Source organism: Lacticaseibacillus salsurivasis (genome assembly GCF_036246225.1).
Lineage (GTDB): Bacteria > Bacillota > Bacilli > Lactobacillales > Lactobacillaceae > Lacticaseibacillus > Lacticaseibacillus salsurivasis.
The window spans coordinates 204,561-230,808 of the sequence record NZ_BTTP01000001.1; the positions used below are offsets into that span (position 1 = coordinate 204,561).

Consider the following 26,248-nt stretch of genomic DNA (forward strand, 5'->3'; position numbering starts at 1 on the left):
AATGCCCAAAATTCTAGCAATCAACGCCGGTAGTTCAACGCTTAAGTGGAAATTATTCCAGATGCCTGAAGAGCATGTGATCGCCAGCGGCATGGTCGATCGGATGGGATTGTCCAATTCCGAATTCAAGGTCAAGTATGGCGACGGTCAAAAATACGTCGTGAACCAGGATATTCCAACGGCAGAAATGGCCGTTGATATGCTGCTGAAAGCCTTGATCGAATTAAAGATCATTACCGACTACAAGGAAATCCAAGGGGTCGGTCACCGCATCGTCGCTGGTGGCGAGCGCTTCAAGGAATCAGAACGACTCGATGAAAAGTCCCTCAAGGAAGTCGAAGCCTTGGCCGAATATGCCCCGTTGCACAACCCAGCCGAAGCGGAAGGCATCAAAGCGTTCATGAAGCTGCTGCCTGGCGTGCCAGAAATCGGGGTTTTTGATACCTCCTTCCACAGCACGATGCCGAAGATGAACTACTTGTACTCCATCAAGCCCGAATACTATGAAAAGTACGGCGCTCGGAAGTACGGTGCCCATGGTACCAGCCATCGTTATGTCTCCCACCGCGCGGCTGAAATGCTGGGCAAGGATCTCAAGGATTTGAAGATGGTCACCATGCATCTGGGCTCTGGGGTTTCCATCACGGCCGAAAAAGACGGCGTGTCCTTCGATACGTCAATGGGCTTCACCCCGCTGGCTGGGGTGACGATGAGCACGCGCAGTGGGGATATCGACGCTTCCTTGGTCGCTTTCCTGATGCAAAAGCTGCACATCACCGATCCTGAGGACATGGTGAATATCCTCAATAAGGAATCTGGGATTTATGCCTTGTCCGGGTTGTCACCTGACATGCGGGAGCTGGAACAAACGCGCCATGAGCGGCCGGAATCGCAGCTCGCTATTGATATTTTCGTCAACCGCATTGTGAAGTACGTGGCCGGCTACATCGCCGAAATGGGCGGCATCGACGCCTTGGTCTTCACGGCTGGCATGGGCGAAGGGGACATTGTGATGCGTAAGCGAATCATTGATGCCTTGAGTGTCTTTGGCGCCAAGATCGATGACGAGCGCAACAATGTCATGGCCAAAGAACGGCTGATTTCCAGCGATGACTCGAAGGTGAAGGTCCTGTTGGTGCCGACTAACGAGGAACTGATGATTGCCCGCGACGTCATGCGCTTAGGCAAGTAAACCAAAAAGGGGCTGCGGCCCTTTTTTATGTTAAGGAGGCTGGCCATGGACTTTTTGAGCTGGATCTATCTCGCAGTATTTGTATTGGCGCTAGGCGTTTTGATTTTCGTGCGGCTGCAATTGGTGTTCACGGCCCGCCCGAATCGGTTTTTGGTGGGCTTCTATGCCGTGGCCGCAGTGATGATTGGCGGGTTCACAGTGGCCTCGAGCCACACGGTGGCGGATTATATCAGCGGCTTTTTCATCGCTGGTATGCTGGCCTTGTTTGCCTTATGGCGCCGCGGTATCACTGCGGATTCGCTGATTACCGGCGTCGGGCGAGTGACCGGCTTGTACACGCTGGCCGCGGTGCAACTCACCACGGTTGCTGGCGGTTGTGTGCTTGAAGCCACGGTTGGTACCGTCACAGTAGCTAGGTTGCAGCTGCGGCAGCCAGCCGAAACGGTGGCGGCGTTTTTAGGCGAGAAAATGGAGCCCAAGCGCGTGGTCATTGTGCAGTGAATAATTTTCATCTATCTGTTCAATAAGTGAGTAAAAGCGCGGTCAGACGGGAGCTGACCGCGTTTTTGCGTGGCAAACGCCGGTGCGGCGGCCTTTTGGTTCCCCAACAAGAAGGCTACAATAGATAACATGTCTGGAGGGATTTTGATGGAAACACAGCACCAACAAGCCGACTTGGCACGCAGCCTCAAAAGTCGCCATGTGCAGTTGATCGCCATTGGCGGCACGATTGGCACGGGCTTATTTCTCGGGGCCGGCCAATCGATTCACCTGGCCGGGCCGTCGATTATTTTGGCGTACCTGCTCGCCGGCGGCATGTGCTTTTTGCTGATGCGGGCCATGGGCGAGCTGTTGATGTCAGATCTCTCGCAGCATTCCTTTGTTGATTTTATCCATCGTTATCTCGGCGAGCGCGCCGGTTTTGTGGTGGGCTGGACCTATTGGTTGTGCTGGCTCGCCATTGCCATGGCCGAAGTGACGGCGATTGGCATGTATATTCGCTACTGGCTACCGGGCTTGCCGCAGTGGCTACCGGGGCTGATTGCACTGGTGCTTTTGCTGCTGCTGAATTTGATCTCAGTGGGGTTGTTCGGGGAAACCGAGTTCTGGTTTGCCCTGATCAAGGTCGGCGCCATTATTGGCTTGATTGTGATTGGCGTTTGGATGATTGCCGTGCATTACCCCACCAGCAGTGGCCATGCCAGTGTCATGAATCTGGTGAACAATGGTGGCTTTTTCCCGCGCGGCCTGGGCGGTTTTTTGGCCTCATTTCAAATGGTGACCTTTAGCTTTGCCGGCATCGAAATGGTGGGAATGACCGCCGGCGAAACGGCCAATCCGAAAAAAGTGATTCCCGAGGCCATCAACGAGCTACCGCTGCGCATCATTTTATTTTACGTCGGCGCCTTGGCGGTGATCATGTGCATCTATCCTTGGTCAGCCGTGAGCCCGGCCACCAGTCCGTTTGTCCAGGTGTTCAATAACGTTGGCATCAAAGCGGCAGCTGACATCATCAACTTTGTGGTGCTGACGGCAGCGGCTTCGGCTTGCAACTCCAGCATTTTCACCACCGGCCGGATGCTGTTTTCTTTGACCTTCAAAAGCAAAAATCCGTTGCTCAAACGCTTTGGGCGACTGTCCCGGCGCCAGGTGCCAGCGAACGCCATTGTGGCGTCCAGTCTGCTGATTGCCTTGGCGGTGATACTGAATTTGTTCCTGCCCGGGGCGGTGTTTCAGCTGATTTCTAGTGTCGCCACCACCAGCTTCTTGTTTGTGTGGGGCGCCATTGTGTTAGCGCATTTGCGATACCGCCGGCAGAATCAGCACCCTAGCGGCTATGTGGCGCCATGGTATCCGGTGGCAGATTTCTTTGTGCTGCTGTTTTTGGCTGGTACTGGGGTGATTATGCTGTTGAACAAAGCGACTGTGCTGCCCGCGACGTTGGCACTGTTATGGATGCTGATTTTGAGTGGCGGCCGCTGGTGGCACGACCGAAAGGGGGCTGGCCAATGAGGCGCGAGGCGCCGGAATTGGCGCGGCATCTGACCAGTCGGCATTTGCAGCTGCTCGCGATTGGCGGCACGATTGGCACAGGGCTCTTTTTAGGCGCCGGTCAGTCGATTCATGTTGCCGGGCCGAGTTTAATTTTTGCGTATCTCCTGGCCGGGCTGATGTGCTTTTTCCTGCTCCGGGCGTTAGGGGAGCTGCTGCTGGCTGATGGCGGGGACCGGTCGTTTTTGGACTTGCTCCAGCATCATCTGGGCCCCAAAGCCGCCTTTGTGGCGGGCTGGACATACTGGTTCTGCTGGGTGGCCGTGGCCATGGCGCAAGTAACCGCGATTGGCGTTTACATTCGGTTCTGGTGGCCCGGCTTGCCGCAGTGGTTGCCAGGCTTGGTGGCATTAGTGGTGCTGCTACTGGTCAATCTGGCTTCAGTGGGCACCTTTGGCGAGCTGGAATTCTGGTTTGCCATGATCAAAGTCGTGGCGATTGTGGCGCTGATTGGCGTCGGGGTCGTGCTGATTGGTGGTCATGTCCAGACGGCTGGTGGGACCGCAAGTTTGACTAATTTGACGACGCATGGCGGTTTGTTTCCCCGGGGCTTGCGCGGCTTTTTACTTAGCTTCCAGATGGTGACTTTTAGCTTCACTAGCATCGAGCAAGTGGGTCTGACTGCCGCTGAAACCCACAACCCGCGCCAGACGCTGCCGAAGGTGATTAACTGGCTGCCCATCAACGTGCTGACGCTTTACGTCGGTGCCTTAGTGGTGTTGATGAGTCTTTTTCCTTGGTCTGCGGTTGATCAAACTGGCAGCCCCTTTGTCCAGGTCTTTCACAGTCTGGGTATTCCCGGTGCGGCTGGGCTAATCAATTTTGTCGTTTTGACGGCAGCGGCGTCCGCCTGCATGGCGTGCCTGTACAGTGCCGGTCGCTTGCTCTTTGAGCTGAGTATCAAACAACCGCGGCTGCGCGGCTTGACCAAATTGTCACGGCGCCAGGTGCCAGTGCGGGCGCTGATGGTTTCCAGCTTAGTGATTGCGCTGGCGGTAGGGCTAAATGCGGTGCTGCCGGCCTCAGTGTTCACGCTGGTTTCCAGTGCGGCAACGGTGTCGTTTTTGTTTGTTTGGCTGATGATCATCATTGCCCATTTACGGTATCGGCGGCACGCAGCGGCCCAGATTTTCGCGGCGCCGCTGTTTCCGGCAGGGGACTGGTACGTGATTGGTTTTTTGGCCTTTGTGTTTGTGCTGATGTTTCTCAATCGTGATACCGCCACGGCCACCTTGGCGGCAGGGGTTGGGTTGTTGGCCTTGACCGGCCTGGCTTGGGTGCAAGCACGACGCTAATTGACCACCAACTTCGGTTTGGTGGTCTTTTTCTATGGCTGAAGGCAGATGCAGCTGATTGCGCTGACGGCAGTTAACCATTAGAATTGAGCCTAGGTAGCACTTTCCGATGGAGGAGCATATGACGAAACCCAAGATGCAGGATGTCGCCGATTATGTCGGCGTTTCAAAAAGCACAGTCTCCCAATACTTAAATCATCACTATAACTTTATGAGCCCGGCTACCCGCAAAAAGATTGCCGCGGCCATTAAGACGCTCGATTATCAGCCGAATCAAGTGGCGAAGAGTCTGAAACAAAAGCGCACCAAAATCATCGCCATTGTCTGTGCTTCGCTGTCATCGCGATTTTCAATTCAACTCATTTCGGCGGTGGAAGGGTACTGTCAAAAACAGGGCTACACCGTCGTGATTGCGCGGACCCATGACGACCCAGCCACCGAAAAGCAGCTGATCACGTCGTTCATCAATCGTCAGATAGATGGCATTATCGTGTTCCCAACCAAACAAAACACCGCTTATTATCAAGAACTCGCCCAGCGCGATTTTCCGATTGTGTTCGTTGATCGCTATCTGCCTGATGTGCCAATCGATAGCGTCTTGCTGGACAATCCACTGGCGGCCCAGCTGGCCGTTGAGGAATTGATTAGCCGTGGCCATCAACGCATTGGCATTGTGACCTTGCCGCTTGGCGATCAAATCACTACCCGGCAGGAGCGCTTGCAGGGGTATCTCGACACCTTGGCGGCCCATCATCTGCCCGTGGTCAAAGCTGACATCATCAGTTGTGAACGCAGCGAGGTGGCGGCGCGCCTGACCAGGCTCTTCGCGGTCAAAAAGCCACCAACTGCCTTGTTTTTAACGAACGACATGCTGCTTGAGGATACGTTGAATTGGGTTCGGACGACGAGCCTGCATGTTGGCCAGGAGTTGTCACTGGTATGCTTAGATGATGTGTCCTTTGCCCGGTTTTACGAACCGCCAATCACGACGGTGGCGCAGCCGGTCACCGAAATTGGGCTTACGGCCGCGACTTTGCTGCTGGCTAAAATCCAAGCACCAGCGTCAGCGGCACCGGCAATCATTCGCAAACAACCGCAATTGCATGTGCGAGAGTCCGTTCGCGACTTAAATGCCATCACTTAAAAAATGGACCCAAAAAATTCCTGAATTCGCTTGTAAAAAGTGAATTCAGGTTTTATTATTCAAAGTAGATAAACCGGTTTAGTTAATTCAAACCGGTTTATCTTCTGCAGATTAACTAAACCGGTTTACTTATTGGCAATATAGCGTTTTATAGGAGGGATATTCAAATGGAAACTTCACCCAAGCCCAAATTCAGTGACCGTTTTGTTAGTGTCGCTGGTCGCATTGGCGCCGAAGTTCACTTGCAGTCATTGCGCGATACCTTTTCAATTTTGATGCCATTTTTTGTTCTTGCAGGGTTAGGCACGCTGCTGAACAGCGTGCTGTTCCCGGTGATTTTTAAAGGCGACACCTTGGTTCAAATTCAAACCTGGGGTGGTTTGATTAATAACGCCACTCTTAATATCTGCGGCCTGTTGGTGGCACCGATTTGTGCGTACACCTTGGCCCAGCATAAAGGTTTCTCTAATCCGATTGGGGCCGCCGCGGTGGCGATTGGCGCCTTAATCACCTTTATGCCGCTGACCAACCAAATCATTCCGACCGGGGCCACCAAGCCCGTCAGCATCGCTGGGGCGGTGATGTACACAGACCTCGGCACGCAAAGCATGTTTGCTGGGGTGATTGTTGGTCTGCTGGTCACGGAACTCTTTATGACTTTGGCCAACAATAAACACCTGCAAATCAACCTTGGCGAAAACGTGCCGCCGCAGGTGGGCAAATCCTTTGCCGGTATGATTCCAACGATTTTGACCATCAGCATCTGCGCATTGTTGTCCGCGTTGATGCTAGTGTTCTTGAATAAGGATCTCATTACCTTGATTGCCACCTTCATTCAGGAACCGCTACGCCGCATCAATACCAGTTTGCCAGGTTACTTACTGATTTTCTCACTAGGCAATTTGCTGTTTACTTTCGGGATTCACCAGGCCGTCATTTTCGGCACGGTGCTTGAACCCCTGCTGATTGTTAATATTAACGAAAACGCCGCGGCCTTTGCCAAAGGTGTGCTCCCACCGAACATCTTGACCAAGCCATTCGTCACGGTATTTGCCCAGATGGGTGGTAGTGGGTGTACCATTGCTTTATTGCTGGCCATTTTGATTTTCTCGCGTTACACGCCAAGTCGGCGGATTGGGGCCCTGTCCTTCGCGCCAGGGATCTTTAATATCAATGAGCCATTAATTTATGGGTTCCCCATTGTCTTCAATCTGCCAATGATGATTCCGTTTGTCGGCGTGCCGTTTGTGCTGTCGATTTTGGGCTATGCCTTAACTGCCATGGGCTGGGTCTCACGGACCGTGGTCTTCATTCCTTGGATGACCCCACCGTTGATTAGTGGCTATCTGGCTACAGGTGGTGATTGGCGGGCAGTCGTGATTCAAATCGTCTTTATCGCCTTGGCCACCGCCATGTACTTGCCGTTCTTGAAGATTAGTGACCGGGTGACCCAAAAACAAGCGGAAGCCAGTGCTGATCAAACTGTTGCCTAAAGGATGATAATTAATGAACAATGCACGAACAATGATTGATAGCCAAGCCGTGCGGCAGGAACTCGATGCCTTCATTGCCGATTGGCATGATGATGCCAGCTGGATGTCTGGCTGGCGGCATCATTACTTTTGCGATGACGATGGTAGTTACCTGATTTACGACCCGACGCAGCCACATGCGCATACCTGCCCAGAATGTGGCCGGGTTTACACGGATGACAAAAAGAACTTCGCTTGGGTCACGATCATGCGCAACAAAACCCTGCAAATGCTGAAACTGGCGGTGATTATGAATCGTCAGCGAGCTGATGCTCGGTACGCACGCTTTATTCGGCAGGTCATTCTCTTTTATGCCGATCATTACCGGGAGTTTCCCATTCACATTAAGGCCAAGCGGTTGCCAGATATGCATGATTATGATCGGGTGCAAGCCGATTTGGCCGCTCATAAGGTGGCGTTCGATCCGCATACCACGGACTGGACCTTTGGCGATTACGCCATCAATTTTCAAGGCCCTGGTAAAATCATGGCGCAGGGGCTATCCGAAGCCATTGCCTTAATCAGAATCAGCCTTTGTTACCAAATGTCTTTGCCGCTGTTTAGCGATGAGGAGCAGGCCCGCATCAAACACGAGCTGTTCGGGCCAGCTTGTCAATTTTTGGAAAAGCAGCAGTTTATCGAACATAATATTACCCTGTGGCGGGAGGTCTGCATTCAGATTCTTAAACTGATGACGGGCACCTATGCGCCGCAAGACCTAGACCGTCCTTTGGGGATTCATGAGCATTTGACGCATGGTTTACTGCCTAGTGGTTTCTGGTACGAGGGCTCGATTCATTACCATCATTACGTGCTTGAGGCCTTAGGTTACCTCGGCTTTTTCCTGCACCGGTATGGTCAAAGTGACCAGCAACTCGAGACCGCCTGTGCTGAAATGGCTCAATTCAGTGTCAAAATCGCGTTTGATAACGGAACTTTTCCCAATCCCAATGACGGGTGGCCAAATGTCAATCTCAAAACCTATCTCAATGTTTTTGAGCTACTGGCGGTTAGTTACCCTGACAATGCTGCAATCCAGCAAGCTTATGCTGCGGTGCTGTCGCAGCAGGCGGCGCGAGTGGCCTTGCCGATTGAAGATGAACGCTTCTGGGGCGATACTTCTGCAACCGGATTATTGCTTGGCCAGGTTCCAGTTGCTAAGCCGCAGTTGCGTCCGGTTCAAAGTGCTAATTATCCAGACGCACATCTGTTGATGCTTAAGAATGCCACCTTTAATGTTTTCCTGAAATATGGGGTTTATTCTCGCTCGCATGCCCATTATGACCCGTTTAACACCGAACTAACCGTAAATGGTCAGTGCTTGGCCAAGGATTTGTCGAATGTCGGGTACGGTAGTGAACTCGTACGCAGGTGGTATAACACCCCACTGGGGCATAACGCCGTGATTATCGATGAAGCGAATAATGAAATCATGTATCATAGCCAAATCAAAAGCATGGGTTCAGATGCTTATCGCTTGATTTCCACCGACCAGTATCCTGGCGTTACCATTTCCAAAGCAGTGAAACTAACCGCGCAAACGGTTCAAATCACGAGTAGCGCCGAGGCCAGCGTTCGCCATACCATCGATGTTGTGCAGCATTTTGATGTGCCAATCATGGTGACGGCTGGGGCGGCCACGCTCACGCCACTACGCGAAGTGCCATTCTACCAGCAGCAGCTGGATCCGGCGGTAGTGCATGAAGCCTATCAGGTCAACGATTGGCAGCACTTGACCCTGCATGATCCTCGAAGCGGGGCCACGATCAGCTTTGCCAGTGCCTTGCCGGCGGCTTTTTATCTCCTAGAAACCGTGGGCAATCCCAATACAGACAATCGCTTTACCGTGCTTGCCCGCTTCAATGGCCCGAGTGCGGCATTGACGATGATTGTTACAGTATAAGGCGTCATGGTCAAACGGACGCTTAAATGAGTAACCTAACCGTTCATTGTGAAAGGTTAGGGTGGAAGGTGATGCGCAGTGTTTTTTAAGCAAGAAGATTTACACATCGATCAACTAGACGACAATTCTTCCCGGGAGGTGCTGGCCTATGGTGACCAGCTCATGAATGCCCGTATTTTCTTCAAGAAGGGGTTGGATCCGGAGACGGCCATTCCAGTGCATAATCACCCCCATGTCCAAACCACTTATGTCTTGAAAGGTTCCTTTAAGTTCATCATCAAATATCCCGATCATGATGACATTCAAGTGGTTAAAGCCGGGGATGGCATCTATTTTCCCGCGCGGTTGTTCCACGGCTGCATACCCTTGGAAGATGATAGTCAGCTACTTGATTCATTCACGCCGATTCGAGAGGATTTTCTGCAGGCCTGAGTGTTGTACCCCATAACGTGAAAATCGCATTACCGACCCTGGCCGGTAATGCGATTTTTTAGTGTATTGGTAGTTAGTTGACGCTGATCTTGCCTTTACTAATGGTGACCGGATCGGTGCCGTTCACGCCGCCAGCGTAGTTTTGCGTGATGAAATGCAGGTTCACCGTTAGCCCGACCAGATATTGTTGCTTGCCTTGGGGCCGCAGCGAGCCAGCGAGGGTGCTGGAGGAGCGCTTATCAAGCTGGCTGAAAATGGTGAAGATGTCACTGGGTAGACTGGCTTGATTGGTTTTTTGCTTGGTGTAAAGCACTGCTTGACCCGCTGCATTGACCGCGACCATTTTGGTAGGGGTCAAAAAGACGTATAGGTTATTGTAGACATCGCCGCTGGCCAGGCTTTGGTGGCTCAGCTTGACTTGCGCCTTGCTGAGCTGAGTCTGCCGCAGCTGATAGGCAATTTTGGTGTAAAGCGTTTTGGTGCTGTATTGGCCGAGATTTTCAATCTGGCCGCGGGTGTAGGCCCCATTTTGAGCGGCGAAGAGCTGGCTGTTTTTGACGACGGCGGTTTGGCCAGCCTTGGTTTGCCAGGTGCCAGTAATGGCGGCGAGTTTCACTACTTGATCGCTGGCGTAAGCCATTTTACGTGTGAACTTGTTGCCACGGTTGATGACGTCACCGGTTTCGCCGGTGGTGTAGGCCATTTGCACGGCGTACAGGGCATCACCTTGAATCAAATAGCCCACTGGACTTTGAGCAATGCTCCCATCCGCTTCTTTAATGTAAACCAGGTCGTTGCGACTGGTGATTTGCTTCGTGGCGCCCAAGGTCTTGAGGGTGCGGTTGATTTGCTTCACCGTGGCCCATTTCGTTTTGATTTTGGGGTTGGGATTTGTGACCTTCGACACGCCTGCCTTCACCGCCTGATAGGTGGTTTGACTTTGGGCAGCGCCATGATAAAATTTGCCGGCGTCGGTGACCCAAGGGCTGAGCTGACTGGCGGCCTGGGCAGTTTCACTGCCAAGACCAGCGCTTGCGGTTTGCGTGGCCGTGGCGGCTTGCACCTCGCGCCAAACCTGGTCGCTTTGGGCCAGCACTGCCGTGGTATGCTGGTAAACAGCTGAGGTGGACGGCGCCTTTTGACAGGCGGCAAGCAGGCCAGCTGCGGCGACTGTCAGCAACATCAGAATCGTTTTTTTCACGTTTTTTCTCCTAGTAGGCTTCGCTATCGCCATCATGCGAAGAATCAGCTGGATTGTCAATCCAATTCGCGTCAGCTTGGTGAGTCGCAACAAATATTTAGGTATTCGGCATAGAAAAGTCATACTTGTCAGGCAGAATTTTCTTATCAGCTGGTAAAGAAAAAAGTCCGCGTCAGTTGAAACCTCAACCAACCCGGACCTTACGATGGAGACGACGTCCATGGAAGAACCGCGTTATAGCAAGCATCAGAACACGTTTTGTCCAACTGACGTCCAATCAGTTTTCCAGACTTTCCAAGGCCTCCAGGGCAAGATTGTTCTCTTTTTCCCGACTATCATCAAGCATGTGTGAATACACGCGCAAAGTGATGGTAATGTCAGAATGCCCAAGCCGTTTTGAGATGTAGTAGATATCGACGTTCCTGCTGAGCAAAAATGACACATGGGAATGGCGCAGTCCGTGAAAGGTAATTTGGGCAGACAGTGGTCGGTCCATTTTTTTCTCCACCCGATCTTCAATGGCCCTGAGCGCTTTATTGGCAGCAGCATTTGTCGGCACAGTGTTCTGCTTATTACGAAACACCATTTGTAGATCATCACGCCTCCCTGTGCGGATATAGTACGCGGTCTGCTCTGACTTGAGCCTGTGCAGTAGTGCCATAGCCTCTGGCGTTAGGCTGACCGTTCTCACGCTAGAAGGTGTCTTGGTGGGCTGGAACCCTTGGCCAAAGTGATAGTCCCACGTTTTGTTGATGTTGATTGAGGAGGTGCCCCAATCAACATCACCCCATGTCAGACCGACCAGCTCGCTGTACCGGGCACCACTAACCGCGCCAAGATAAATTAAGCAGTTAGAGATGTTATTGTAGCTGGCGTGGCTGAGTGCATCGGTCATGATAGCTTGCAGTTCATCAGCTTGCAGAAACTTATCTGCCTCACTTTTACCACGACTACCAGACAGCTCAACATTTAGGGTGAAGTCAACAGAAATCAGTTGATCGTTGATGGCGTTCTTGACCATTGATCGGACATAGCCATTTAACCGCTGAGCGGTAGACCGGCTGCGGGTTTCACCGAATTGGTTCATGAAGTCCTGCCATTCGGAAGGTCTCACTTCCCGCAGAAGCCGGTTGCCGAACCCGGCACGCAACTCTTTTCCAATAATGGGATAACGCTTCTCTGTTATCATAGTGTGCTTGCCAGTCTTGTAGCGGGCAACCCAAGCATCCCAGTAGTCAGCTAGGGTAACGTCACGATTAGAGAGGTCGCCGCCATTACGCTTGGCTTTCTCTACTTCTTCGGCCGCTGCGGAAGCTAGCTGCTTGGTGCGGAAGCCACCGTGTGACACGATTTTTTGCTCACCATCTTTGTCTAGGTAAGAAACTCGGTATTCCCACTTGCTGCTACGTTTCCGAAATGATGCCATGATTTCACCTCCGTGTGCTATACTGGGGTACGCAAAGAGCACACTCGTGGTGCTGTTTGCCCTAGCGTCTACCCGACCGGCCATGGTGAGGGGTAGACGCTTTTTCTATACTATATTGGAAATTGGAACAACTATTTCATTGGCATGGTATTTATGCCGTTTCATTTTTTCGTCTAATCAGTACAATTTGCTTATATTTTTCCCCGGGTCTGTCAGGAAGCTTGTTGATGAATTGCGCGTCAATCTCTAAGTCAGATAGGCTATCTTCTGGCATTAGCTTAGATATGACAAAATTAATGGCTTGTTTGCTTATTCGTTTTCCTCTTGAACGTATGATAATGTCTACGTCATCGATTTGCTCGATGTAGAATACATCTAACGCGCCCAAAGTATATACACTAAAGTGAACAACTGGTTTGTTCCCTAAATAGCTAGTGATTCTTGGCATCATTCTAGATAGTTCTTGATATGATGTAATACTAGCTTTTATGAGTTTCATAATATGGGCCTCCTTTATGGCAAATTATTGGTTTGATTTTGGACCATACACAGGCTTAATGAATTGTGGTGTTTCAGAAAGCTTACTTTTATTCTTGATTTTCTTTATTGATACAACAATACAATTGTTAAGCTCAACCTTTTCTTTAGCAGTAAATATTTGTGAATTTGAAATATCGAGCAAGACGGAACACTCGTACTTTTTTACTGGCACGGCTTCGAAATTAGTCCACTTCTTATCCTCAAACTTATAAATGCTAACTATTACAGAGTTTTCCATAAGCGTTCCTCCAATAAATCGTTTTAGGCATTGATTGGATAAGTGGTTCAACGCCCGTTGGTCGGCTCGCACGACCATGCCGCTAGACGGGTTTTGTTGCGCAGCCAAGTTCTTTCTTAATATAGATAAGTTAGCTAATTAATGCGGATATCATAGCACCTAACAGCAAGACTACAAGGGCGATGATCAGTACCATTCCAATTGGATTTCTTGGATTTATTGACCAACCAAGGCCAACCGCTTTTGGCACAAGTATTGGCGCTCTGAGACCTTTAAACTCAGGATAAGCAACCCAATATCTATAAGTGGACAAGGCAATAATAATCAGGCCAAAAAGCGTAACCACGACGACCATCATTTTTGAGCTCTGATAGTGTAACAAAGCTGCCACTCCTGCCAGTAAGAGAAGCAAAAGCGTAAATGAGACTAACCATATGTCTAATATTCTCAACTTTTTGTTGTCCATCAAGTGTCGATCTCCTTGGAATAAATCTGTCTACAACTCACATGGGTAGCTTTTAACGTCTTGACTATTTGGACGTACGCCCACGGCACGTCCTGCCCGTGCCTGCTGCTTGGTGGGTTAGTTCAGCACAACGCCTATGATGATGATATCTTCTGGATCAAAGTATCGGTCAGGGTACGCATCATTCAGTGAGTGTAGAACAATTTTATTTTGTTGATAATCGCGGGATACCTGCTTGAATGTGACGCCTTCGTCGGCCACACGGACAACGGCAAAACGATTTCTATTTGCGCAAAAGCTTAGACTTCTGCGAATCAAACTCTTGCTCGGTTATTCTGCCATCATCTTTAAGCTTGCCCAATTTCTCGATTTCATCAGCAACGCTAAACGGCTTGTCCTGCGGCTTGTCCTCAGAGAGATATGCCGTGATAGAGCTGGTAAGCGTGCCAATGAGCCCAATTCCATTGAACATCAGAATCACCGCGGCAACCCTGCCTAACGTAGTGTGCGGTGAGATATCCCCATATCCGACAGTGGTTGCAGTGACGACAGCCCACCAGAGCGAATTAGAATAACTCGTTGACTCCGTTATGGAGTAGATTGCTGCCATAATAATGATCAGTGCCACTGAAAGCCAAAGGTAGTAGATGAGTCCAGTCCTGTGAAGAAACTCACTGGCCCGTTTCTGTATGATTCCGAGGAAGCCTGCAAGTCTAGTGAAGCGTAATGCCCTTGCAAACCTCAACAATCGAAAGGCTCGGCCAATTCGAAAAAACGAGAAGAAAGCATTAAAGGGGATAATCGCCAGCAAGTCGAAGAAGTTGTGAGTGAAAAACCGCCACTTGTTCTTTGACTTGAACAGCCGTGTGAAATAGTCAGCAGCAAAAATTATTAGGATAGCCCAGTCGATATAAAGATATGGCGCTTGGTCAAGCGAAAGCAGTCCTGAGTAGTCAGAAATTACCATTGCCACCGACAGTAAGGCCAGTACGACCATAATCACATTATAGTACCGCAATAAGCGAGAAGATGTGACGCTGTCTTTAGTCGTCGACATCACCCCCTGAAGTTTTGCAAAGTCGACAGTAAAATGCTCCAATAGTTTCCTCAGCCTTGGGCTCTAACCAAGAGGGGATAGATAGATCGACCATAAATTGCTGTACATTTGCGTTCTCACGATCAATGCTCTGAAAATACAAGGGTACAAGTATTTTCAGAGCCTGGCGGTTAGCACTGCCCTCAATTCGGCTGTCGGTGCGTTCTCGCGTGTAGTAATAAGTGCCAACGTCGCCATTAATCACATGGGCAAGCTCGTGGGCGGCTTGGAAAGGCATCTCGCGCTTATTTGGCCAGTTGGAGTTAAGAATAATTAGTCTGCGGCCGGTGTCGACGAGAGGTGATTGTTCTGGGTGAAGTTGGGCGACCTCCCACCCGATACCCAGATCCCAGGCAATATTACGAATCGTGTCTAACAAGTCATCAATCATCTACGTTGTTGCCCTTCTTCTTTGTTTCACGGTCATGGCGTGCAAGAATAGCCTGGATGATTTCCCAATCGTCTTTGCGAATTGGTTTTCCCTGGTAGGTGAAGATATTGGTGCCTGCTAGGTCAACCGGATCCGAAGGCCTAGAACTGGCCTGTAAAGGGTTATCTGTATTACCAAGCAAGTAGTCAACACTGACGTGCAACTGATCTGCCACCTTTTTGAGGTTGTCGGTTGAAGGCGTTTTTGTAGACCAATGGTAAATCGAATTCTTGCCCAATCCTGCCGCCTCGTTAAGCTGAGCTAGAGTCATTCCTTGCTTACGTGCTAACTTTTTTATCCGCTCAAACGTTGTCATGGCGGCGTTTCTCCTTGTCATGACGAATAATATTAGCACAAAGGCAAAATTGGTAGTTGCAAACTTGGCCTATATGCGTAATAATAAGTTCATCAAGTAATTAAGCAGCAACTTAACAAGCTCTTATCGGTGCGGACTTTGGCGAGAAAGAACCGATGGGAGCGTGGCAGTTAGGTTATTTGCTATGCACTGAGTTTAGCACCTGTGCTAATTCAATGCAACTACTTGATGAATTAATTAAAGCTTTTATGCGAAGGAGGTGAAGAAATGCCAAATGTGCAATTTGACTGGACACGTGTTCGGCGTGATTGGGCTTATCAGCTTGATCAGTTAGGAATTCAACAGAAAGATGTTGCCGCAGCCTTGGGTATCAGCGAACAGGTGATGACGAAGTTGTTGAAGGTGATGACAGACGGCAAAGGATTAATTGCATCGCCGCGAGACAAGTATCGTTGGGCGAAGGCTATCGAGTACGTCAAATCAAAGGAGGCATAGGTGTGAACGAAAAAGAGAAAAATACGGGATCCACAAAAGTGAACCCCGTACCATGGTTATTTCAGCAAACCACAATCGCACGACTCAACCGCTTGGGTTTTAAAGAAGCTGAGATTGACATTATCAAGCAGTTTGTCGAGAAGACTAGTCAGACAAGTAATCAAGGAGGTATCCAAATGAACGAAAGCGGTGAGACTGCACGTGAGCATTACTTGACCAAGTTTAAGCGTAACAACATGCCAAGTGAATACTTTGGTGATGAAGCTGAGAAAATTGGTCAGCAAATTGTTCACCTCATGAAAAAAGAAGACCTGACGCATGACCAAGCATACGCAAGCCTTCAATACGCTTACAACCTTATTCAGTATCAGTCGAACTTTCTAAAGCTGGGCTAGCAAGGAGGAGAAATGAGTAAACCAATCGGTGACTATAAAACATCCGTCAGCCTGAACATTGACGAACTAAAAAAGCTGCTCCAACTGGTCGTAACCCAGACGGAACAACTTCATAAGACCCTAGGCGAAATTGACACTATTGTCCGAGACCAGTCCGTCGCAGGAACAGGTCGTTCGCTGCTTGTTGGTTCATCTCTTTCCAAGAAGAGAACTGTGTGTCGGCCTGGACTTTCGCTTCTAAGCTTTCTTGTGGCAAAGCTTCGAAAGAATCGGCATCAGTGACACCGAGATCGCTCAGAAAGACATCAATTGATGCTGAATGAGTGTACTTCATCATAAATGACGGTGGGAACAATTCGTCAAAGGTATATTCGTGCTCGCCATTCATCGCCTCAGCTTCTTTGGCCGCATGGTCAAAGAAGTCTGAAAGGTCATCAAAACCATTATTCATATTTATCGCCTCCTTTCCGGATTCATTATCCGCCGGAGGAAGGGGAAAAGAAAGAAGGAAACAAATTGAATGAACCACAACTGTTTGATTTTCACGGGCAACAGGTTCGCACCGTGTTGGTCGACAATCAACCGATGTTTGTCGGCAAAGATGTCGCAGAGGTGCTTGGCTATCAAAACGGTAGCCGGGACATCAATGCACATGTTGACGCTGAAGACAGGCTGAAGTACCAAATCAGTACCTCAGGTCAGGACCGAATGATGACCGTCATCAACGAGTCCGGCCTGTACAGCTTAGTTCTATCCAGCAAGATGCCAAACGCAAAAGAGTTCAAGCACTGGGTCACATCTGAAGTTCTCCCAACAATCCGCAAGCACGGCGCATACATGACGCCTGAGACGATTGAGAAAGCAATCCTCAATCCTGACTTCATCATCGGCTTGGCAACTCAGCTCAAGGACGAGCAAGCCAAGACAGCGGCTCTCGCAGCCGACAACGAGGCGATGAAACCCAAAGCGTTGTTTGCAGACGCGGTAGCCACCAGTCACACAACTATCTTGGTCGGTGACCTGACCAAGGTTCTCAAGCAGAACGGCGTTGACATTGGTGCCAAGCGGTTGTTCGCCTGGTTACGTGAGAAAGGCTATCTGATCAAACGGATTGGTGCTGACTATAACTCACCGACACAACGAGCGATGGAGCTAGGCCTGTTCGAGGTCAAAGAGACGGCGATCAGTCACTCGGACGGCCATGTCACAGTTCAGAAGACCCCAAAGGTAACTGGCAAAGGTCAGCAGTATTTTATCAACAGATTTCTATAAAAGGAGGAAATGTAATGAAAACAGGAATTTTCAAGACTAGCTATTCCAATGCTGAAGGCAATTTTACATGCCGTTGGATCATGATCTTAGGCAAATGCATGTTTATTAGACACAAAAAGGTGGCCTAAGCCACATCATTACTGATTAAATCTTTACCCAATTAGTACCGTTGCACGAAGGACATGGTGGAAGCGTGTCCGAAGACTGGTCGAGAGTAATGACCTCGCCACAGTAAGGAAGTATCCAAATGAACGACAAGCAAATCTCCGGATTTATTCTCAAAGCGATGCGCGAAGCACAGGATGTCATGGCTAAGCAGAACGATTTGGCAAACATCAGTCAGTACTCAGAACTTATTCAGAAGTTGGCAGAGGCATATTCACTGGCTCGCCAAGCTGAGCTGATTGTTTCTGACAAAAATCCCTTTGACAGCATGACAAAGGATGAAAGGCAAAGATTCTTCAAGAACCTACTGGGATAAGAGTAGTTAATTCGGATTAGTGGGTCTAAAGATTACGTAGTGCATTTTCATAAACAGATTTATAAACATGAAGTGTGTTCGGTTCTGCATATTCTTCAGGATCAGTTAGTTCAACAAGCTCTTCCTCAAGACGTTCTTCGGTCATGTGTCTAAGAGCTGCCGAAACAACAGCAATGGCAAAGTCGTGAGCACGCTCTTCTTTATCGGTCATGAAATTCATCTCCTTCCGAGGTGAATTATCTCACAAAAAGGAGGCATCGGATATGCCACCCACATTAGATCTGATGCCATTAATTCAGGAGGCAATCAAAACAGCCGTGGATCGAGCCGTTGCAGGCCAGCTCAAGCACGATCCTGACTACCGCCGCTGGTGGTCAGCGAAGGAAGTCCAAGAACGCTATGGCGTCACGCCAACCTGGCTGAGCGAGCACATCCTCAACCAGCCGCGGTTCCAACGACAGCTTGACGGGTTCGCATTCAACTACCATGGCCAGATGGGCTGGCGGTTCGAGCCGCTGGCGTTCAGCGAGTTCATGCGGAAAGAGTTCCGCAACATTGCGAAGGAGGCTAAGTCATGATGCAACAACTAATCGAGTTTGTATTATCACACCCGCGGGCCATTCCGGTGGTTATCATGGCGCTCATGATCGGGTACTTCATGCGTGATCCAAGGGGGTACTTCGAATGATGCGCGATCAATTCCGCGAGGCTGAACTATCACGCCAGCACGAAGCCGAAGGAGAGCCGCAACAGTTTGAAGACTGGAAGGGCAACCCGGTCGATGAAAGCCGCGACTATCATGACTTCCACGGCGAACTGGTTCTGCTAGACGAACTGGAAGACTATGTACGCGATGAACTGGGGGCGATTGACTTTGAGCCTTAGCACATACGAACGACTGCGCCGCATCCGGAACCTGGCAATCATTCGCGGCAACGGCTGGGAATGGCTAGAGAAGCTAGCGTGGATGAAGATGCAGGAAACCATGAAGGAAGGTGAAACGAAATGAAGGAACACATTTACATGGCATCTGCCAATGATATTTACGCCGAAGCGATTAAGCAGAAGAATGATGCTGCTGACCGCATGGCCGCATTGATTGGTGACGGCGAGGCTCTTGATGACATGCAACGCGCCGCCAATGAGTACGACGCGTTCAGTCACATGGTTGAATTTATCGAAGCATTAGAAGACAAAAAAGCCGCTGGCATGCAGGCCGGCGACTAGGAAGGAAACCAAGGGGTATGAGCACATTATACGACCTGACAGATAAATTTACCAGCCTACAACGACTGGCAGAAGACGGCACCGTTGATCCAGCTTTAATCGCTGACACGATGGACAGCATTGAAGGCGACTTTGAAGACAAGGCTGTCGGCTGCGTCAAAGTTTACAAATCCATTGACGCGGACGTCAAAGAGATTGACGCCGAAATCAACCGTCTGCAAGAACGCAGATCTAGCTTCAAGAAAAACGCTACTACGATTAAGCAACGGCTAGTGCAGGCAATGGTTGAAACCGGGCACGAACACATCAAGACGCCCCTGTTCACCATCTACACACGTCGGACAGTCAGCGTGCAAACACCAGAAGACCCGAACCAACTGCCTCGGGAGTTCATTAAGACCACGTTGGCGGTCAACAAAGCCGACTTAAAGAAAGCATTGCAATCTGGCCGTGACGTACCGAACGCACGGCTGGTCGAAAACGTGTCACTGGGGGTGCGGTAGATGGCAGAAGATAAGCAGGAAGCCACTCAAGAAATGTCTGAGCAGAAGGGACTAAATATTGTCCAGAAGCTTGTGATGGCAAGCAAGATGATTAAACCTGTGGCCAAAGATGGCGAGAATTCATTCAATAACTACCGTTTTCAGTCTGAAGCCGCCATTAAGGCCGCGGTAAAGCCGGCGCTAGAAGCAACCGGGTTAATGATCATTCCTTCATACGAAATGCTCAATCAGGAAGATCGGCAGGGGCGTAAAGGAAGCAACCATTATGTTGACGTACTTGGCCGTTATGACATCACAGACGGTCACGAAACGCTGCACGGATCAATGCTTGGCAGCGGCCAAGATACCGCTGAGAAAGCGATGATGAAGGCAGCCACGGCTGCGCAGAAGAACTTCTATAAGCAGTTATTTAACATTAGCGATCAAGAAACAGATGGAGATGCTGACGAAAGTCCAAGTTCAACAGACAAGAAAAATGCTCCCGTTGCGTCTGCGCAAGAGATGGCCACGTTCAAGCAATTGCTGGCTGACTTCGCGGCGAAAGACGGTTCCCAGCCAAACGATATCTATAAGAGTATCGCCAGTTCTGCGGGTGTCACAACAAAGTTCAACGAGTTATCTGAGGCTGAACTCGGGAAGTTAAAGATTGCACTCAGCAAGATTACGGGGTGATTGTTTGCTACTCAACGGGAGCATTGAAAAGCTGAGCGGTGATGAGCTTACTGTCAGGCTAAATAAAATGCCTGACACACTGAGGTTACATCAACTTGCGAATGGCAAGAAACCAAGCGTGGCCGTTGAGGTTGAAGACGGCCGGAGTATCAGCCCTGACCAGCGTAAGAAGATATGGGCACTGATCAATGATTATGCGTTATACACTGGATATTCACCACTTGAGATGGAGGCGTGGACCAAAGCGTTTTACATGGCCGAGACCGGCTCTGAATATTTCTCAATGTCTAATTGCTCTATGAGTGAGGCTAGTGCCTATCTGAGCTATGTTATCACATTCGGATTTGACAATGGGCTGCCGTGGAGTACTAAGCACATGGACTCTATACCAGATGATTATCCGCTAATGATGCAGTGTCTGAAGCATCGTCTATGTGTGATCTGTGGTAAGCATGCGGATATTGATCACGAGCCACCACTTGGAGCAGGACGCAACCGCAATGACGTTGACAACCGACTATACAAGTTTATGCCGCTTTGTCGAGTACATCACACAATTCGGCACCAAAAAGGCATCAATTGGTTTATGGATTTTTACAAAATAAAGCCGGTGAAGCTAGACGAAGAAACCCTTATCAGTCTCCGGCTTAATACGAAGAGACAGTTCGAAGAATTTGACGGGAGGAACAAATGATGATTAATAACGTTTCGTTAACCGGTCGGCTGACGCGAGATATAGACCTTAAATACACGCAAAACGGCACCGCAGTAGCACAATTCACCTTGGCTGTGGACCGCAGGTTTAAGAACGCATCAGGAGAGCAAGAGGCCGACTTTATCAACTGTGTGATTTGGCGCAAGAGTGCGGAAAGCCTATCGAATTTCACACACAAGGGTTCCCTGATTGGTATTGAGGGCAATATTCAAACGCGTACGTACGACAATAACCAGGGACAGAAAGTATTTGTAACTGAAGTTGTCGTTAGCAACTTTTCATTGCTAGAGCCGAAGCGTAAGCCAGCAGGAAACCAGCCGGATGATGGCCTTCCCTTCTAGATTGAGGTGATTGCATGACCGACGGAGGCTGGATCAAAGTCTATCGAAAAATACGCCAGTCCTTCGTATGGACCGACGCAAATCAGTTAAAGCTTTGGCTGCTAATTTTGATGAAAGCATCGCATGAAGGCAATCGCTTCCTATTCAATGGTCAGCAGGTGGACGTGTCAAGCGGACAACTGGTCACGGGAGCCCACGCATTAGCGTTTGAGTTCAACGACGGAGTACCTCGTGACAATCAAGTGGCATGTCGAAAGGTCTGGCGCTGGGTAAAACGATTTGAAAATGAAGGCATGTTGACAATCAAGTCAAACAACAAATACAGCGTCATTACTGTAGTTAACTACCCTCAGTATCAGAGCAATGACAACCCAGTGACAATCCAACGACAACCCACTGACAACCCAGTGACAACAATCAAGAATGCTAAGAATGCTAAGAATGCTAAGAAAAGTACTCTTCATCGTCCGGCAGATGCCGAACCGGTTGTCAATTATGCAAACGTCATCGCTTACTTGAACAAGAAAAGCGGTAAGCATTTCAAGGATACAGAAACGAACCGCAAACTGATCCGATCAAGATTGAACGAAGGCTTTAGCAAGGACGACATTAAAACGGCCATTGATCACGTAGTGGCAGGGTGGAAGGGAACTGAAATGGAACGCTACATCCAGCCAAGCACGATATTTAGAGCCAGCAAGTTCGAAGGATATGTCAATGCTGTGCCACGAGTGTTTGCCGGAAAGTCAAAGGGCTATGGCAGGCCACAAAGGCAGGAGGCAACGCCAGAATGGATGCAAGAAGGCTACCAGACGCCGAAGCAAGAGGTCAGCGCAGACGCTAAAGCGGAGCTGGCGGAGCAACTCAAGGAATTAGAGCAGCTTAGGAGTAGAAATGCAACCAGCAGTTAAATTAACTATTCCCGGTGAACCGGTTGCTCAAGGACGGCCTAGGTTTTCTCGGCGAGGAAAGTATGTAAGTACGTATGATCCGCCCAAGTCACGTGGCTACAAAGAATACATTAAGCAGATTGCACGTCAGGAGCTCCATATTGAACCTATGAAGGGTTCTATCATGATAAACGTGAAAGTATACAGGGGCATTCAAAAAGCTGGTAGCAAGCTTACTAAGCGGCAAAAACAGGACGGCATCATTAGGCCAACTGTTAAACCGGATACAGACAACTATTACAAAGCGGTGTCTGATGCGCTGACCGGGATTGTGTGGGTAGACGACAACCAAATCGTTGAGATGCATGTTAGCAAGTGGTACAGCGACACACCGCGGGTAGAAATTGAGGTAGAGGAACTATGAAGTATTCAGTTATTGGATTTAAAACGGGGAAAACATATTTTTCCGGGGCCTATAAGGAACTATGTTACCAATGGCTTAATCGCAAGGTCACTTATGGAATGGCCAGTTGTAATCAAGGAAAGGTGTATGTGAGCTTGTCAGAGCCGATGATGGTGGTACGAGCATGAGTACAAAATATCAGGTGGATTGCGCCAGGGAGCGCATTAGAAATTATATTGATGATCGTCCGGAACTTGACCAGGAACGCTTCGCATTCGCCATCGGGCGTAGCAAAAACAACTTATCGAAGTTCCTGAGTGAGAAACCTCATGCGCTTGGCGATCCGGCATTGAGAAAATGTGCAGAAGTTATGGGCATCACATATGCCAAGCTCATCAGCAAATTTGGACCAGAGGACTGTGAGGTGCAAGCATGAGCGAGTTTGTGAGTTTGGTTGCCACGGTGTGGAAATATTGGGACATTGCCACGGTAGCTGCCATTTACATCATCGGATGGGCAGCATGGGCAATTGGGAGGAAACAAGTATGACAGATAAAACACAGGCAACGCCAAGAAGCGAGCAAGAAACAATCATAACCTATGATCGCGAGCTTGAGGAATGGCATTATTACAGCGATGTTCCGAAGCACAATCACAAGTGGGCAGATTTAGTCCATAACCGTACACAATTTGTTGAGAAAAACGGAGTGATTGAAGTTCTTGAAGGAACTATCAACGGTAACATTTCAATTCGAAAACACACAGTTATGTCAGAGGAAACGAGAGCAAAAGCGGCTGCTCGGTTAAAGGCATATCGAGCCAAGAAATTGGAGGCGCGGAAATGAGTCTATATGCAGTGAAGAACGATAAGGGAAATTTGTGGGACTTCGAAGATGATGATGATTTTTGGAATGTCGGTGATTGCGTATGCGCTGTTACCGCATACCAAGAAAGAGCTGATAGTGCTGTAAAAGAACATGGCGGCCACGTGGTCGAGCTAATCGAGGCCCCGGCGAAGGTCGTGGTGAGCGCAGAGGAAGCAGAGATGCTAAAAGAGGCTGTGAAAGACGACAACTTCGGTGCCGGTTTCATCTCTGACTATGTGGATGAGCATTGGGACGACTACGGGGACTTAAACCGCACCCACATTCAAGACCGCCTCATGCGCGCCTACGTCAACGGCTGGACGGTCGAAAAGCCGAAGCGGTGGAGGCTATTAAACCGCGTGTACAGCTGTACAGCAAGTGGGATGAGCCACAAATCGGGGAGGTGCGAGATGAGACAGATTAAGTTTCGAGCGTGGGATAAGGATAGTAAGTTGATGGACAATGTTGTTCGTCTTGAAGTTGACGACAGCGGACATTTCGACACAGCCGATGGTTATGGCAATGTTTACCACAATTTTGAACTCATGCAATTTACCGGCCTGTACGACAAGAACGGGCGAGGAATCTACGAAGGCGACATCGTGCGCACCGGTGACGATAATGTTGGCGATCCTGCACCGATGATTGGGAAAGTAATTATGCAAGACGGATCATGGCTAATTGAAAATGAGGAGAAGCAGGAAGCAATTGATCTTTTCAGCGAGATTACAAGTCGCGAGGTCATCGGCAATATCTTTGAAGACAAACAGCTATTGGAGGGAAAGCATGAGTAAGCGGTGGTACCTGGTGGAAGGACACCTTAACGGGGACTATTGGGTGCTGGTTGATGAAACTAACCCCAACCAAGAAGGTGAAATAGAAGAAATTTGCGAAACCTGTTTTGACAGTGACTGGATTATTGGAGTTGCCGGAACGCTTAAAGAGGCCAGAAAGTTGTGCGGAGAGCACTACGACAACGATTATGGACGTGAAATGTTCAACGAGTTCAAGAAGCTACTGGAGGTGGCCGAGCATGAACGATAGACACAGAGCCGCATTCCGGGCGCGGATGCGGTACGTCAAGAAAACGACTGCGCCGGAATACTGGCACGCGGCTAAAGTTAGCTGGCGCTTCTGGTATGCGATGCAAGGCTTTGACCCTGCAAGGCTAGAGCACTTCAAGTATAGCCTGACACAGGTGGCGCAAGCTTTAGCGGCAGATGCGGAGGTGGCCGAGCATGACGAAGACTGAAACCGTGAGCACGGTTCTAAGCGACATGGAGGCAGAGGGACTGCGGCTGACAGGCAACATCAATCGGAATGTTGACCGCATTGTCGGGACAAATCTGCTGGCGTGGGAGCGCAGGTTGCAGCAGGCGTACTGCCACGTGGAGGAAGACTACGACATTCACACCGACATAGATGGTGACCGCTACCAGCTCATGACCGGCCGCGAGTTTATTGCCGCGTTGGCTGACGATGCGATGCAAGATGAGCCCATCGGAGATTCATACCCCGACATCTCAGAAATAATTCCAGATGTGCAGTACAAAGCCTACCTGGATGGAAATGCTGGCGCGCTGAGCGGCGAGTGGGAGGAAGTATGACAGCACACAAATACTACAAGCGCGGCCTTGTGACCGCAGAGCAGTTTGACGGGTCCGAAGATATGGCAAAGAAGTATGGTGCGGAATTGTACTCTGAGTCAGGTTATGGCTATGACGCAGTCGAAGGCGAGCCAGACGGTGATGGTTACGTGCTTGTGACCTTGGAGGGCGAGTTGCTGATTAGCAGCGGCATGTGGATTGCCACCGGCGTTAACGGTGAGCACTGGCCGATTGCGGATGGCATATTCAAGAAGACCTATTCGCTGCTTCCGGTCATTCCGCAGGCGGTAGGTGAGTTCATCAAATATGAGCATAAAAATGGGACAAGCCTAGCTGCTATCTATCACGATGGAGCAGAGCTAAGCCGGAATAGAAACAACGGCTGGAAGATGTGGCGGTACACAGACGAAATGCTATGGGCATTCGACCACCCCGACACCTTCGCCCTAGCTTGGCTGCTCGGCGAGTGGGAGGTAGAAAATGGATAAAACATTTTCGCTTTGGTGCTATCCGAAAATAAAGCGCAAGCAGTTGTATTTCGTCAAAGAGTTCAAAAGCATTGCACAGGCTGATGCCTGGCTACAGGAGCACAACCACGAGCTGTCATGCCTTTGCCCGGACTACTGGTCAGATACGGTGCAGTACGCGGAACATCATCTGGGCCAAGACATGAGAATGGAGATGACACTATTTTGACTGAAACAAAACAACAGGTCTTCAACACGGCTGTCGAGAAGGCCGTGGGTATGGCGCTGGTGGCCGGATATGCCTCCTATGGATACAAGTACCGCGAGGATATGCAGAAACGTTACGCCGCGGCCAGTGACGGAGACATGGGATGCCAGTACTGCCACACTCCATCGGGCAGAGAAGTTACGAAGCAAGAATATATAAATGACTATATGACCGATGAAGCCACTGGCGCTCCTATTGACACATTAGATATTGGCATGCTCATTGGCATTACTTGCTGCCAGTGGTGCGGTCGGAGATTGGAGGCAATCCATGAGTCTGCATGATTATATGGGGATCAAGTTCTGGTGGGAGGCCATCACGACAATTATCGGCCTCACCGCGTTTGCTATCTGGTTAATTTACAACTGGTGGCATGATCGTTG

Annotated in this window: 41 protein-coding genes and 1 pseudogene; 31 read left to right on the top strand and 11 right to left on the bottom strand. The window is 49.6% G+C overall.

The annotated features are described in order from the left end of the window. The first annotated feature begins 1 nt into the window (after nt 1). The 8 genes from AAA927_RS01105 to AAA927_RS01140 all read left to right on the top strand — a co-directional run bounded on the left by AAA927_RS01105 (nt 2) and on the right by AAA927_RS01140 (nt 9,550). A complete protein-coding gene (locus AAA927_RS01105) occupies nt 2-1,192 on the top strand; it encodes an acetate/propionate family kinase (protein ID WP_338214886.1) in 1,191 nt (396 codons plus the stop codon). A 45-nt stretch (nt 1,193-1,237) separates the two neighbouring features. After that, nucleotides 1,238-1,693: a hypothetical protein gene (locus AAA927_RS01110; RefSeq protein WP_338214888.1), complete on the top strand. Its 456-nt coding sequence runs from the start codon at nt 1,238-1,240 to the stop codon at nt 1,691-1,693. A 147-nt stretch (nt 1,694-1,840) separates the two neighbouring features. Further along, nucleotides 1,841-3,205: an amino acid permease gene (locus AAA927_RS01115; protein ID WP_338214890.1), complete on the top strand. Its 1,365-nt coding sequence runs from the start codon at nt 1,841-1,843 to the stop codon at nt 3,203-3,205. Next, the gene (locus AAA927_RS01120; protein ID WP_338214892.1) at nt 3,202-4,539 is read left to right on the top strand and encodes an amino acid permease; all 1,338 of its coding nucleotides are present in this window, start codon (nt 3,202-3,204) and stop codon (nt 4,537-4,539) included. Before AAA927_RS01115 ends, AAA927_RS01120 begins: the two co-directional genes overlap by 4 nt. Nucleotides 4,540-4,660: 121 nt before the next feature. Next, nucleotides 4,661-5,683, top strand: a complete 1,023-nt coding sequence (locus AAA927_RS01125) for a LacI family DNA-binding transcriptional regulator (protein WP_338214894.1) — start codon at nt 4,661-4,663, stop codon at nt 5,681-5,683. A gap of 167 nt (nt 5,684-5,850) precedes the next feature. After that, nucleotides 5,851-7,176, top strand: a complete 1,326-nt coding sequence (locus AAA927_RS01130; protein WP_338214896.1) for a PTS sugar transporter subunit IIC — start codon at nt 5,851-5,853, stop codon at nt 7,174-7,176. Between the two features lie 13 nt (nt 7,177-7,189). Beyond that, nucleotides 7,190-9,118 (top strand): heparinase II/III domain-containing protein, encoded by a 1,929-nt coding sequence (locus AAA927_RS01135; RefSeq protein ID WP_338214898.1) that lies wholly within the window; start codon nt 7,190-7,192, stop codon nt 9,116-9,118. Between the two features lie 78 nt (nt 9,119-9,196). Next, nucleotides 9,197-9,550 carry a cupin domain-containing protein gene (locus AAA927_RS01140; protein WP_338214900.1) on the top strand — a complete coding sequence of 118 codons (354 nt, stop codon included), beginning with the start codon at nt 9,197-9,199 and terminating at the stop codon, nt 9,548-9,550. Between the two features lie 73 nt (nt 9,551-9,623). Here AAA927_RS01140 and AAA927_RS01145 read toward each other — a convergent pair whose 3' ends face one another. From AAA927_RS01145 to AAA927_RS01185, 9 genes are all read right to left on the bottom strand, one after another. Continuing rightward, nucleotides 9,624-10,751: a hypothetical protein gene (locus AAA927_RS01145; protein ID WP_338214902.1), complete on the bottom strand. Its 1,128-nt coding sequence runs from the start codon at nt 10,749-10,751 to the stop codon at nt 9,624-9,626. A 277-nt stretch (nt 10,752-11,028) separates the two neighbouring features. Beyond that, complete coding sequence (locus tag AAA927_RS01150; protein ID WP_338214904.1) at nt 11,029-12,177, bottom strand: site-specific integrase; 1,149 nt, start codon at nt 12,175-12,177, stop codon at nt 11,029-11,031. Nucleotides 12,178-12,328: 151 nt separating this feature from the next. After that, nucleotides 12,329-12,676 carry a DUF1827 family protein gene (locus tag AAA927_RS01155; protein WP_338214906.1) on the bottom strand — a complete coding sequence of 116 codons (348 nt, stop codon included), beginning with the start codon at nt 12,674-12,676 and terminating at the stop codon, nt 12,329-12,331. Between the two features lie 24 nt (nt 12,677-12,700). Next, entirely contained in the window at nt 12,701-12,955 is a 255-nt protein-coding gene (locus AAA927_RS01160; RefSeq protein WP_338214908.1) for a hypothetical protein, read from the bottom strand. Between the two features lie 130 nt (nt 12,956-13,085). Beyond that, nucleotides 13,086-13,424, bottom strand: coding sequence for a hypothetical protein (locus AAA927_RS01165; RefSeq protein ID WP_338214910.1), 339 nt, complete (start codon nt 13,422-13,424; stop codon nt 13,086-13,088). Between the two features lie 114 nt (nt 13,425-13,538). Further along, entirely contained in the window at nt 13,539-13,682 is a 144-nt protein-coding gene (locus tag AAA927_RS01170; protein ID WP_338214912.1) for a LexA family protein, read from the bottom strand. Between the two features lie 22 nt (nt 13,683-13,704). Beyond that, nucleotides 13,705-14,478 carry an ion transporter gene (locus AAA927_RS01175; protein ID WP_338214914.1) on the bottom strand — a complete coding sequence of 258 codons (774 nt, stop codon included), beginning with the start codon at nt 14,476-14,478 and terminating at the stop codon, nt 13,705-13,707. After that, the gene (locus AAA927_RS01180; RefSeq protein ID WP_338214917.1) at nt 14,465-14,908 is read right to left on the bottom strand and encodes an ImmA/IrrE family metallo-endopeptidase; all 444 of its coding nucleotides are present in this window, start codon (nt 14,906-14,908) and stop codon (nt 14,465-14,467) included. Before AAA927_RS01180 ends, AAA927_RS01175 begins: the two co-directional genes overlap by 14 nt. Next, nucleotides 14,901-15,263 carry a helix-turn-helix domain-containing protein gene (locus tag AAA927_RS01185; RefSeq protein WP_338214918.1) on the bottom strand — a complete coding sequence of 121 codons (363 nt, stop codon included), beginning with the start codon at nt 15,261-15,263 and terminating at the stop codon, nt 14,901-14,903. Before AAA927_RS01185 ends, AAA927_RS01180 begins: the two co-directional genes overlap by 8 nt. 267 nt (nt 15,264-15,530) lie before the next feature. Here AAA927_RS01185 and AAA927_RS01190 point away from each other — a divergent pair, with 267 nt between their 5' ends. Together AAA927_RS01190 and AAA927_RS01195 are read left to right on the top strand one after the other, a co-directional pair. Further along, a complete protein-coding gene (locus tag AAA927_RS01190; protein ID WP_338214920.1) occupies nt 15,531-15,758 on the top strand; it encodes a hypothetical protein in 228 nt (75 codons plus the stop codon). A gap of 176 nt (nt 15,759-15,934) precedes the next feature. Continuing rightward, on the top strand, nt 15,935-16,153 hold the full coding sequence (locus AAA927_RS01195) for a hypothetical protein (protein WP_338215332.1): 219 nt from the start codon (nt 15,935-15,937) through the stop codon (nt 16,151-16,153). Between the two features lie 136 nt (nt 16,154-16,289). Here AAA927_RS01195 and AAA927_RS01200 read toward each other — a convergent pair whose 3' ends face one another. Then, nucleotides 16,290-16,604: a hypothetical protein gene (locus AAA927_RS01200; protein ID WP_338214921.1), complete on the bottom strand. Its 315-nt coding sequence runs from the start codon at nt 16,602-16,604 to the stop codon at nt 16,290-16,292. Between the two features lie 65 nt (nt 16,605-16,669). Here AAA927_RS01200 and AAA927_RS01205 point away from each other — a divergent pair, with 65 nt between their 5' ends. After that, nucleotides 16,670-17,425, top strand: a complete 756-nt coding sequence (locus tag AAA927_RS01205) for a phage antirepressor (RefSeq protein WP_338214923.1) — start codon at nt 16,670-16,672, stop codon at nt 17,423-17,425. A gap of 247 nt (nt 17,426-17,672) precedes the next feature. After that, complete coding sequence (locus AAA927_RS01210) at nt 17,673-17,906, top strand: hypothetical protein (RefSeq protein WP_338214925.1); 234 nt, start codon at nt 17,673-17,675, stop codon at nt 17,904-17,906. A 25-nt stretch (nt 17,907-17,931) separates the two neighbouring features. Here the strand turns inward: AAA927_RS01210 and AAA927_RS01215 are convergent, their stop codons facing one another. After that, nucleotides 17,932-18,117 carry a hypothetical protein gene (locus tag AAA927_RS01215; RefSeq protein ID WP_338214927.1) on the bottom strand — a complete coding sequence of 62 codons (186 nt, stop codon included), beginning with the start codon at nt 18,115-18,117 and terminating at the stop codon, nt 17,932-17,934. A gap of 52 nt (nt 18,118-18,169) precedes the next feature. On the opposite strand from AAA927_RS01215, the gene AAA927_RS01220 reads away from it, so the two are divergent. The 19 genes and pseudogenes from AAA927_RS01220 (at nt 18,170) to AAA927_RS01310 (ending at nt 26,149) form a co-directional block, all read left to right on the top strand. Then, nucleotides 18,170-18,484, top strand: a complete 315-nt coding sequence (locus AAA927_RS01220; RefSeq protein WP_338214930.1) for a DUF771 domain-containing protein — start codon at nt 18,170-18,172, stop codon at nt 18,482-18,484. A 106-nt stretch (nt 18,485-18,590) separates the two neighbouring features. Then, nucleotides 18,591-18,791: a hypothetical protein gene (locus tag AAA927_RS01225; RefSeq protein ID WP_338214932.1), complete on the top strand. Its 201-nt coding sequence runs from the start codon at nt 18,591-18,593 to the stop codon at nt 18,789-18,791. Further along, a complete protein-coding gene (locus tag AAA927_RS01230) occupies nt 18,781-18,915 on the top strand; it encodes a hypothetical protein (protein WP_338214933.1) in 135 nt (44 codons plus the stop codon). Before AAA927_RS01225 ends, AAA927_RS01230 begins: the two co-directional genes overlap by 11 nt. Beyond that, nucleotides 18,912-19,133 (top strand): hypothetical protein, encoded by a 222-nt coding sequence (locus AAA927_RS01235; protein ID WP_338214934.1) that lies wholly within the window; start codon nt 18,912-18,914, stop codon nt 19,131-19,133. Before AAA927_RS01230 ends, AAA927_RS01235 begins: the two co-directional genes overlap by 4 nt. 17 nt (nt 19,134-19,150) lie before the next feature. After that, a complete protein-coding gene (locus AAA927_RS01240) occupies nt 19,151-19,636 on the top strand; it encodes a siphovirus Gp157 family protein (protein ID WP_338214936.1) in 486 nt (161 codons plus the stop codon). Next, a complete protein-coding gene (locus tag AAA927_RS01245; protein ID WP_338214938.1) occupies nt 19,637-20,308 on the top strand; it encodes an ERF family protein in 672 nt (223 codons plus the stop codon). Between the two features lie 4 nt (nt 20,309-20,312). Further along, nucleotides 20,313-21,002, top strand: coding sequence for a putative HNHc nuclease (locus AAA927_RS01250; RefSeq protein WP_338214939.1), 690 nt, complete (start codon nt 20,313-20,315; stop codon nt 21,000-21,002). After that, nucleotides 21,002-21,319 (top strand): annotated as a pseudogene (gene ssb, locus AAA927_RS01255) (single-stranded DNA-binding protein); the annotation flags it as partial. The gene AAA927_RS01250 and the pseudogene ssb, both read left to right, overlap by 1 nt. 59 nt (nt 21,320-21,378) lie before the next feature. Further along, on the top strand, nt 21,379-22,275 hold the full coding sequence (locus tag AAA927_RS01260; protein ID WP_338214941.1) for a conserved phage C-terminal domain-containing protein: 897 nt from the start codon (nt 21,379-21,381) through the stop codon (nt 22,273-22,275). Next, on the top strand, nt 22,259-22,678 hold the full coding sequence (locus AAA927_RS01265; protein ID WP_338214943.1) for a RusA family crossover junction endodeoxyribonuclease: 420 nt from the start codon (nt 22,259-22,261) through the stop codon (nt 22,676-22,678). Before AAA927_RS01260 ends, AAA927_RS01265 begins: the two co-directional genes overlap by 17 nt. 163 nt (nt 22,679-22,841) lie before the next feature. Then, complete coding sequence (locus AAA927_RS01270; RefSeq protein ID WP_338214945.1) at nt 22,842-23,093, top strand: XRE family transcriptional regulator; 252 nt, start codon at nt 22,842-22,844, stop codon at nt 23,091-23,093. Nucleotides 23,094-23,202: 109 nt separating this feature from the next. Further along, nucleotides 23,203-23,502 (top strand): hypothetical protein, encoded by a 300-nt coding sequence (locus AAA927_RS01275; protein WP_338214946.1) that lies wholly within the window; start codon nt 23,203-23,205, stop codon nt 23,500-23,502. After that, the gene (locus tag AAA927_RS01280) at nt 23,499-24,317 is read left to right on the top strand and encodes a YopX family protein (RefSeq protein ID WP_338214948.1); all 819 of its coding nucleotides are present in this window, start codon (nt 23,499-23,501) and stop codon (nt 24,315-24,317) included. The genes AAA927_RS01275 and AAA927_RS01280 overlap by 4 nt, the downstream gene beginning before the upstream one ends. After that, nucleotides 24,310-24,567 (top strand): hypothetical protein, encoded by a 258-nt coding sequence (locus AAA927_RS01285; protein ID WP_338214950.1) that lies wholly within the window; start codon nt 24,310-24,312, stop codon nt 24,565-24,567. Before AAA927_RS01280 ends, AAA927_RS01285 begins: the two co-directional genes overlap by 8 nt. Further along, on the top strand, nt 24,557-24,775 hold the full coding sequence (locus AAA927_RS01290; RefSeq protein ID WP_338214952.1) for a hypothetical protein: 219 nt from the start codon (nt 24,557-24,559) through the stop codon (nt 24,773-24,775). The genes AAA927_RS01285 and AAA927_RS01290 overlap by 11 nt, the downstream gene beginning before the upstream one ends. Next, complete coding sequence (locus AAA927_RS01295; RefSeq protein ID WP_338214954.1) at nt 24,762-25,130, top strand: hypothetical protein; 369 nt, start codon at nt 24,762-24,764, stop codon at nt 25,128-25,130. Before AAA927_RS01290 ends, AAA927_RS01295 begins: the two co-directional genes overlap by 14 nt. After that, nucleotides 25,127-25,618, top strand: coding sequence for a hypothetical protein (locus AAA927_RS01300; RefSeq protein ID WP_338214956.1), 492 nt, complete (start codon nt 25,127-25,129; stop codon nt 25,616-25,618). The genes AAA927_RS01295 and AAA927_RS01300 overlap by 4 nt, the downstream gene beginning before the upstream one ends. After that, nucleotides 25,611-25,826 carry a hypothetical protein gene (locus AAA927_RS01305; RefSeq protein ID WP_338214958.1) on the top strand — a complete coding sequence of 72 codons (216 nt, stop codon included), beginning with the start codon at nt 25,611-25,613 and terminating at the stop codon, nt 25,824-25,826. Before AAA927_RS01300 ends, AAA927_RS01305 begins: the two co-directional genes overlap by 8 nt. Next, nucleotides 25,823-26,149, top strand: coding sequence for a hypothetical protein (locus AAA927_RS01310; RefSeq protein ID WP_338214960.1), 327 nt, complete (start codon nt 25,823-25,825; stop codon nt 26,147-26,149). The genes AAA927_RS01305 and AAA927_RS01310 overlap by 4 nt, the downstream gene beginning before the upstream one ends. Nucleotides 26,150-26,248: the final 99 nt, after the last annotated feature.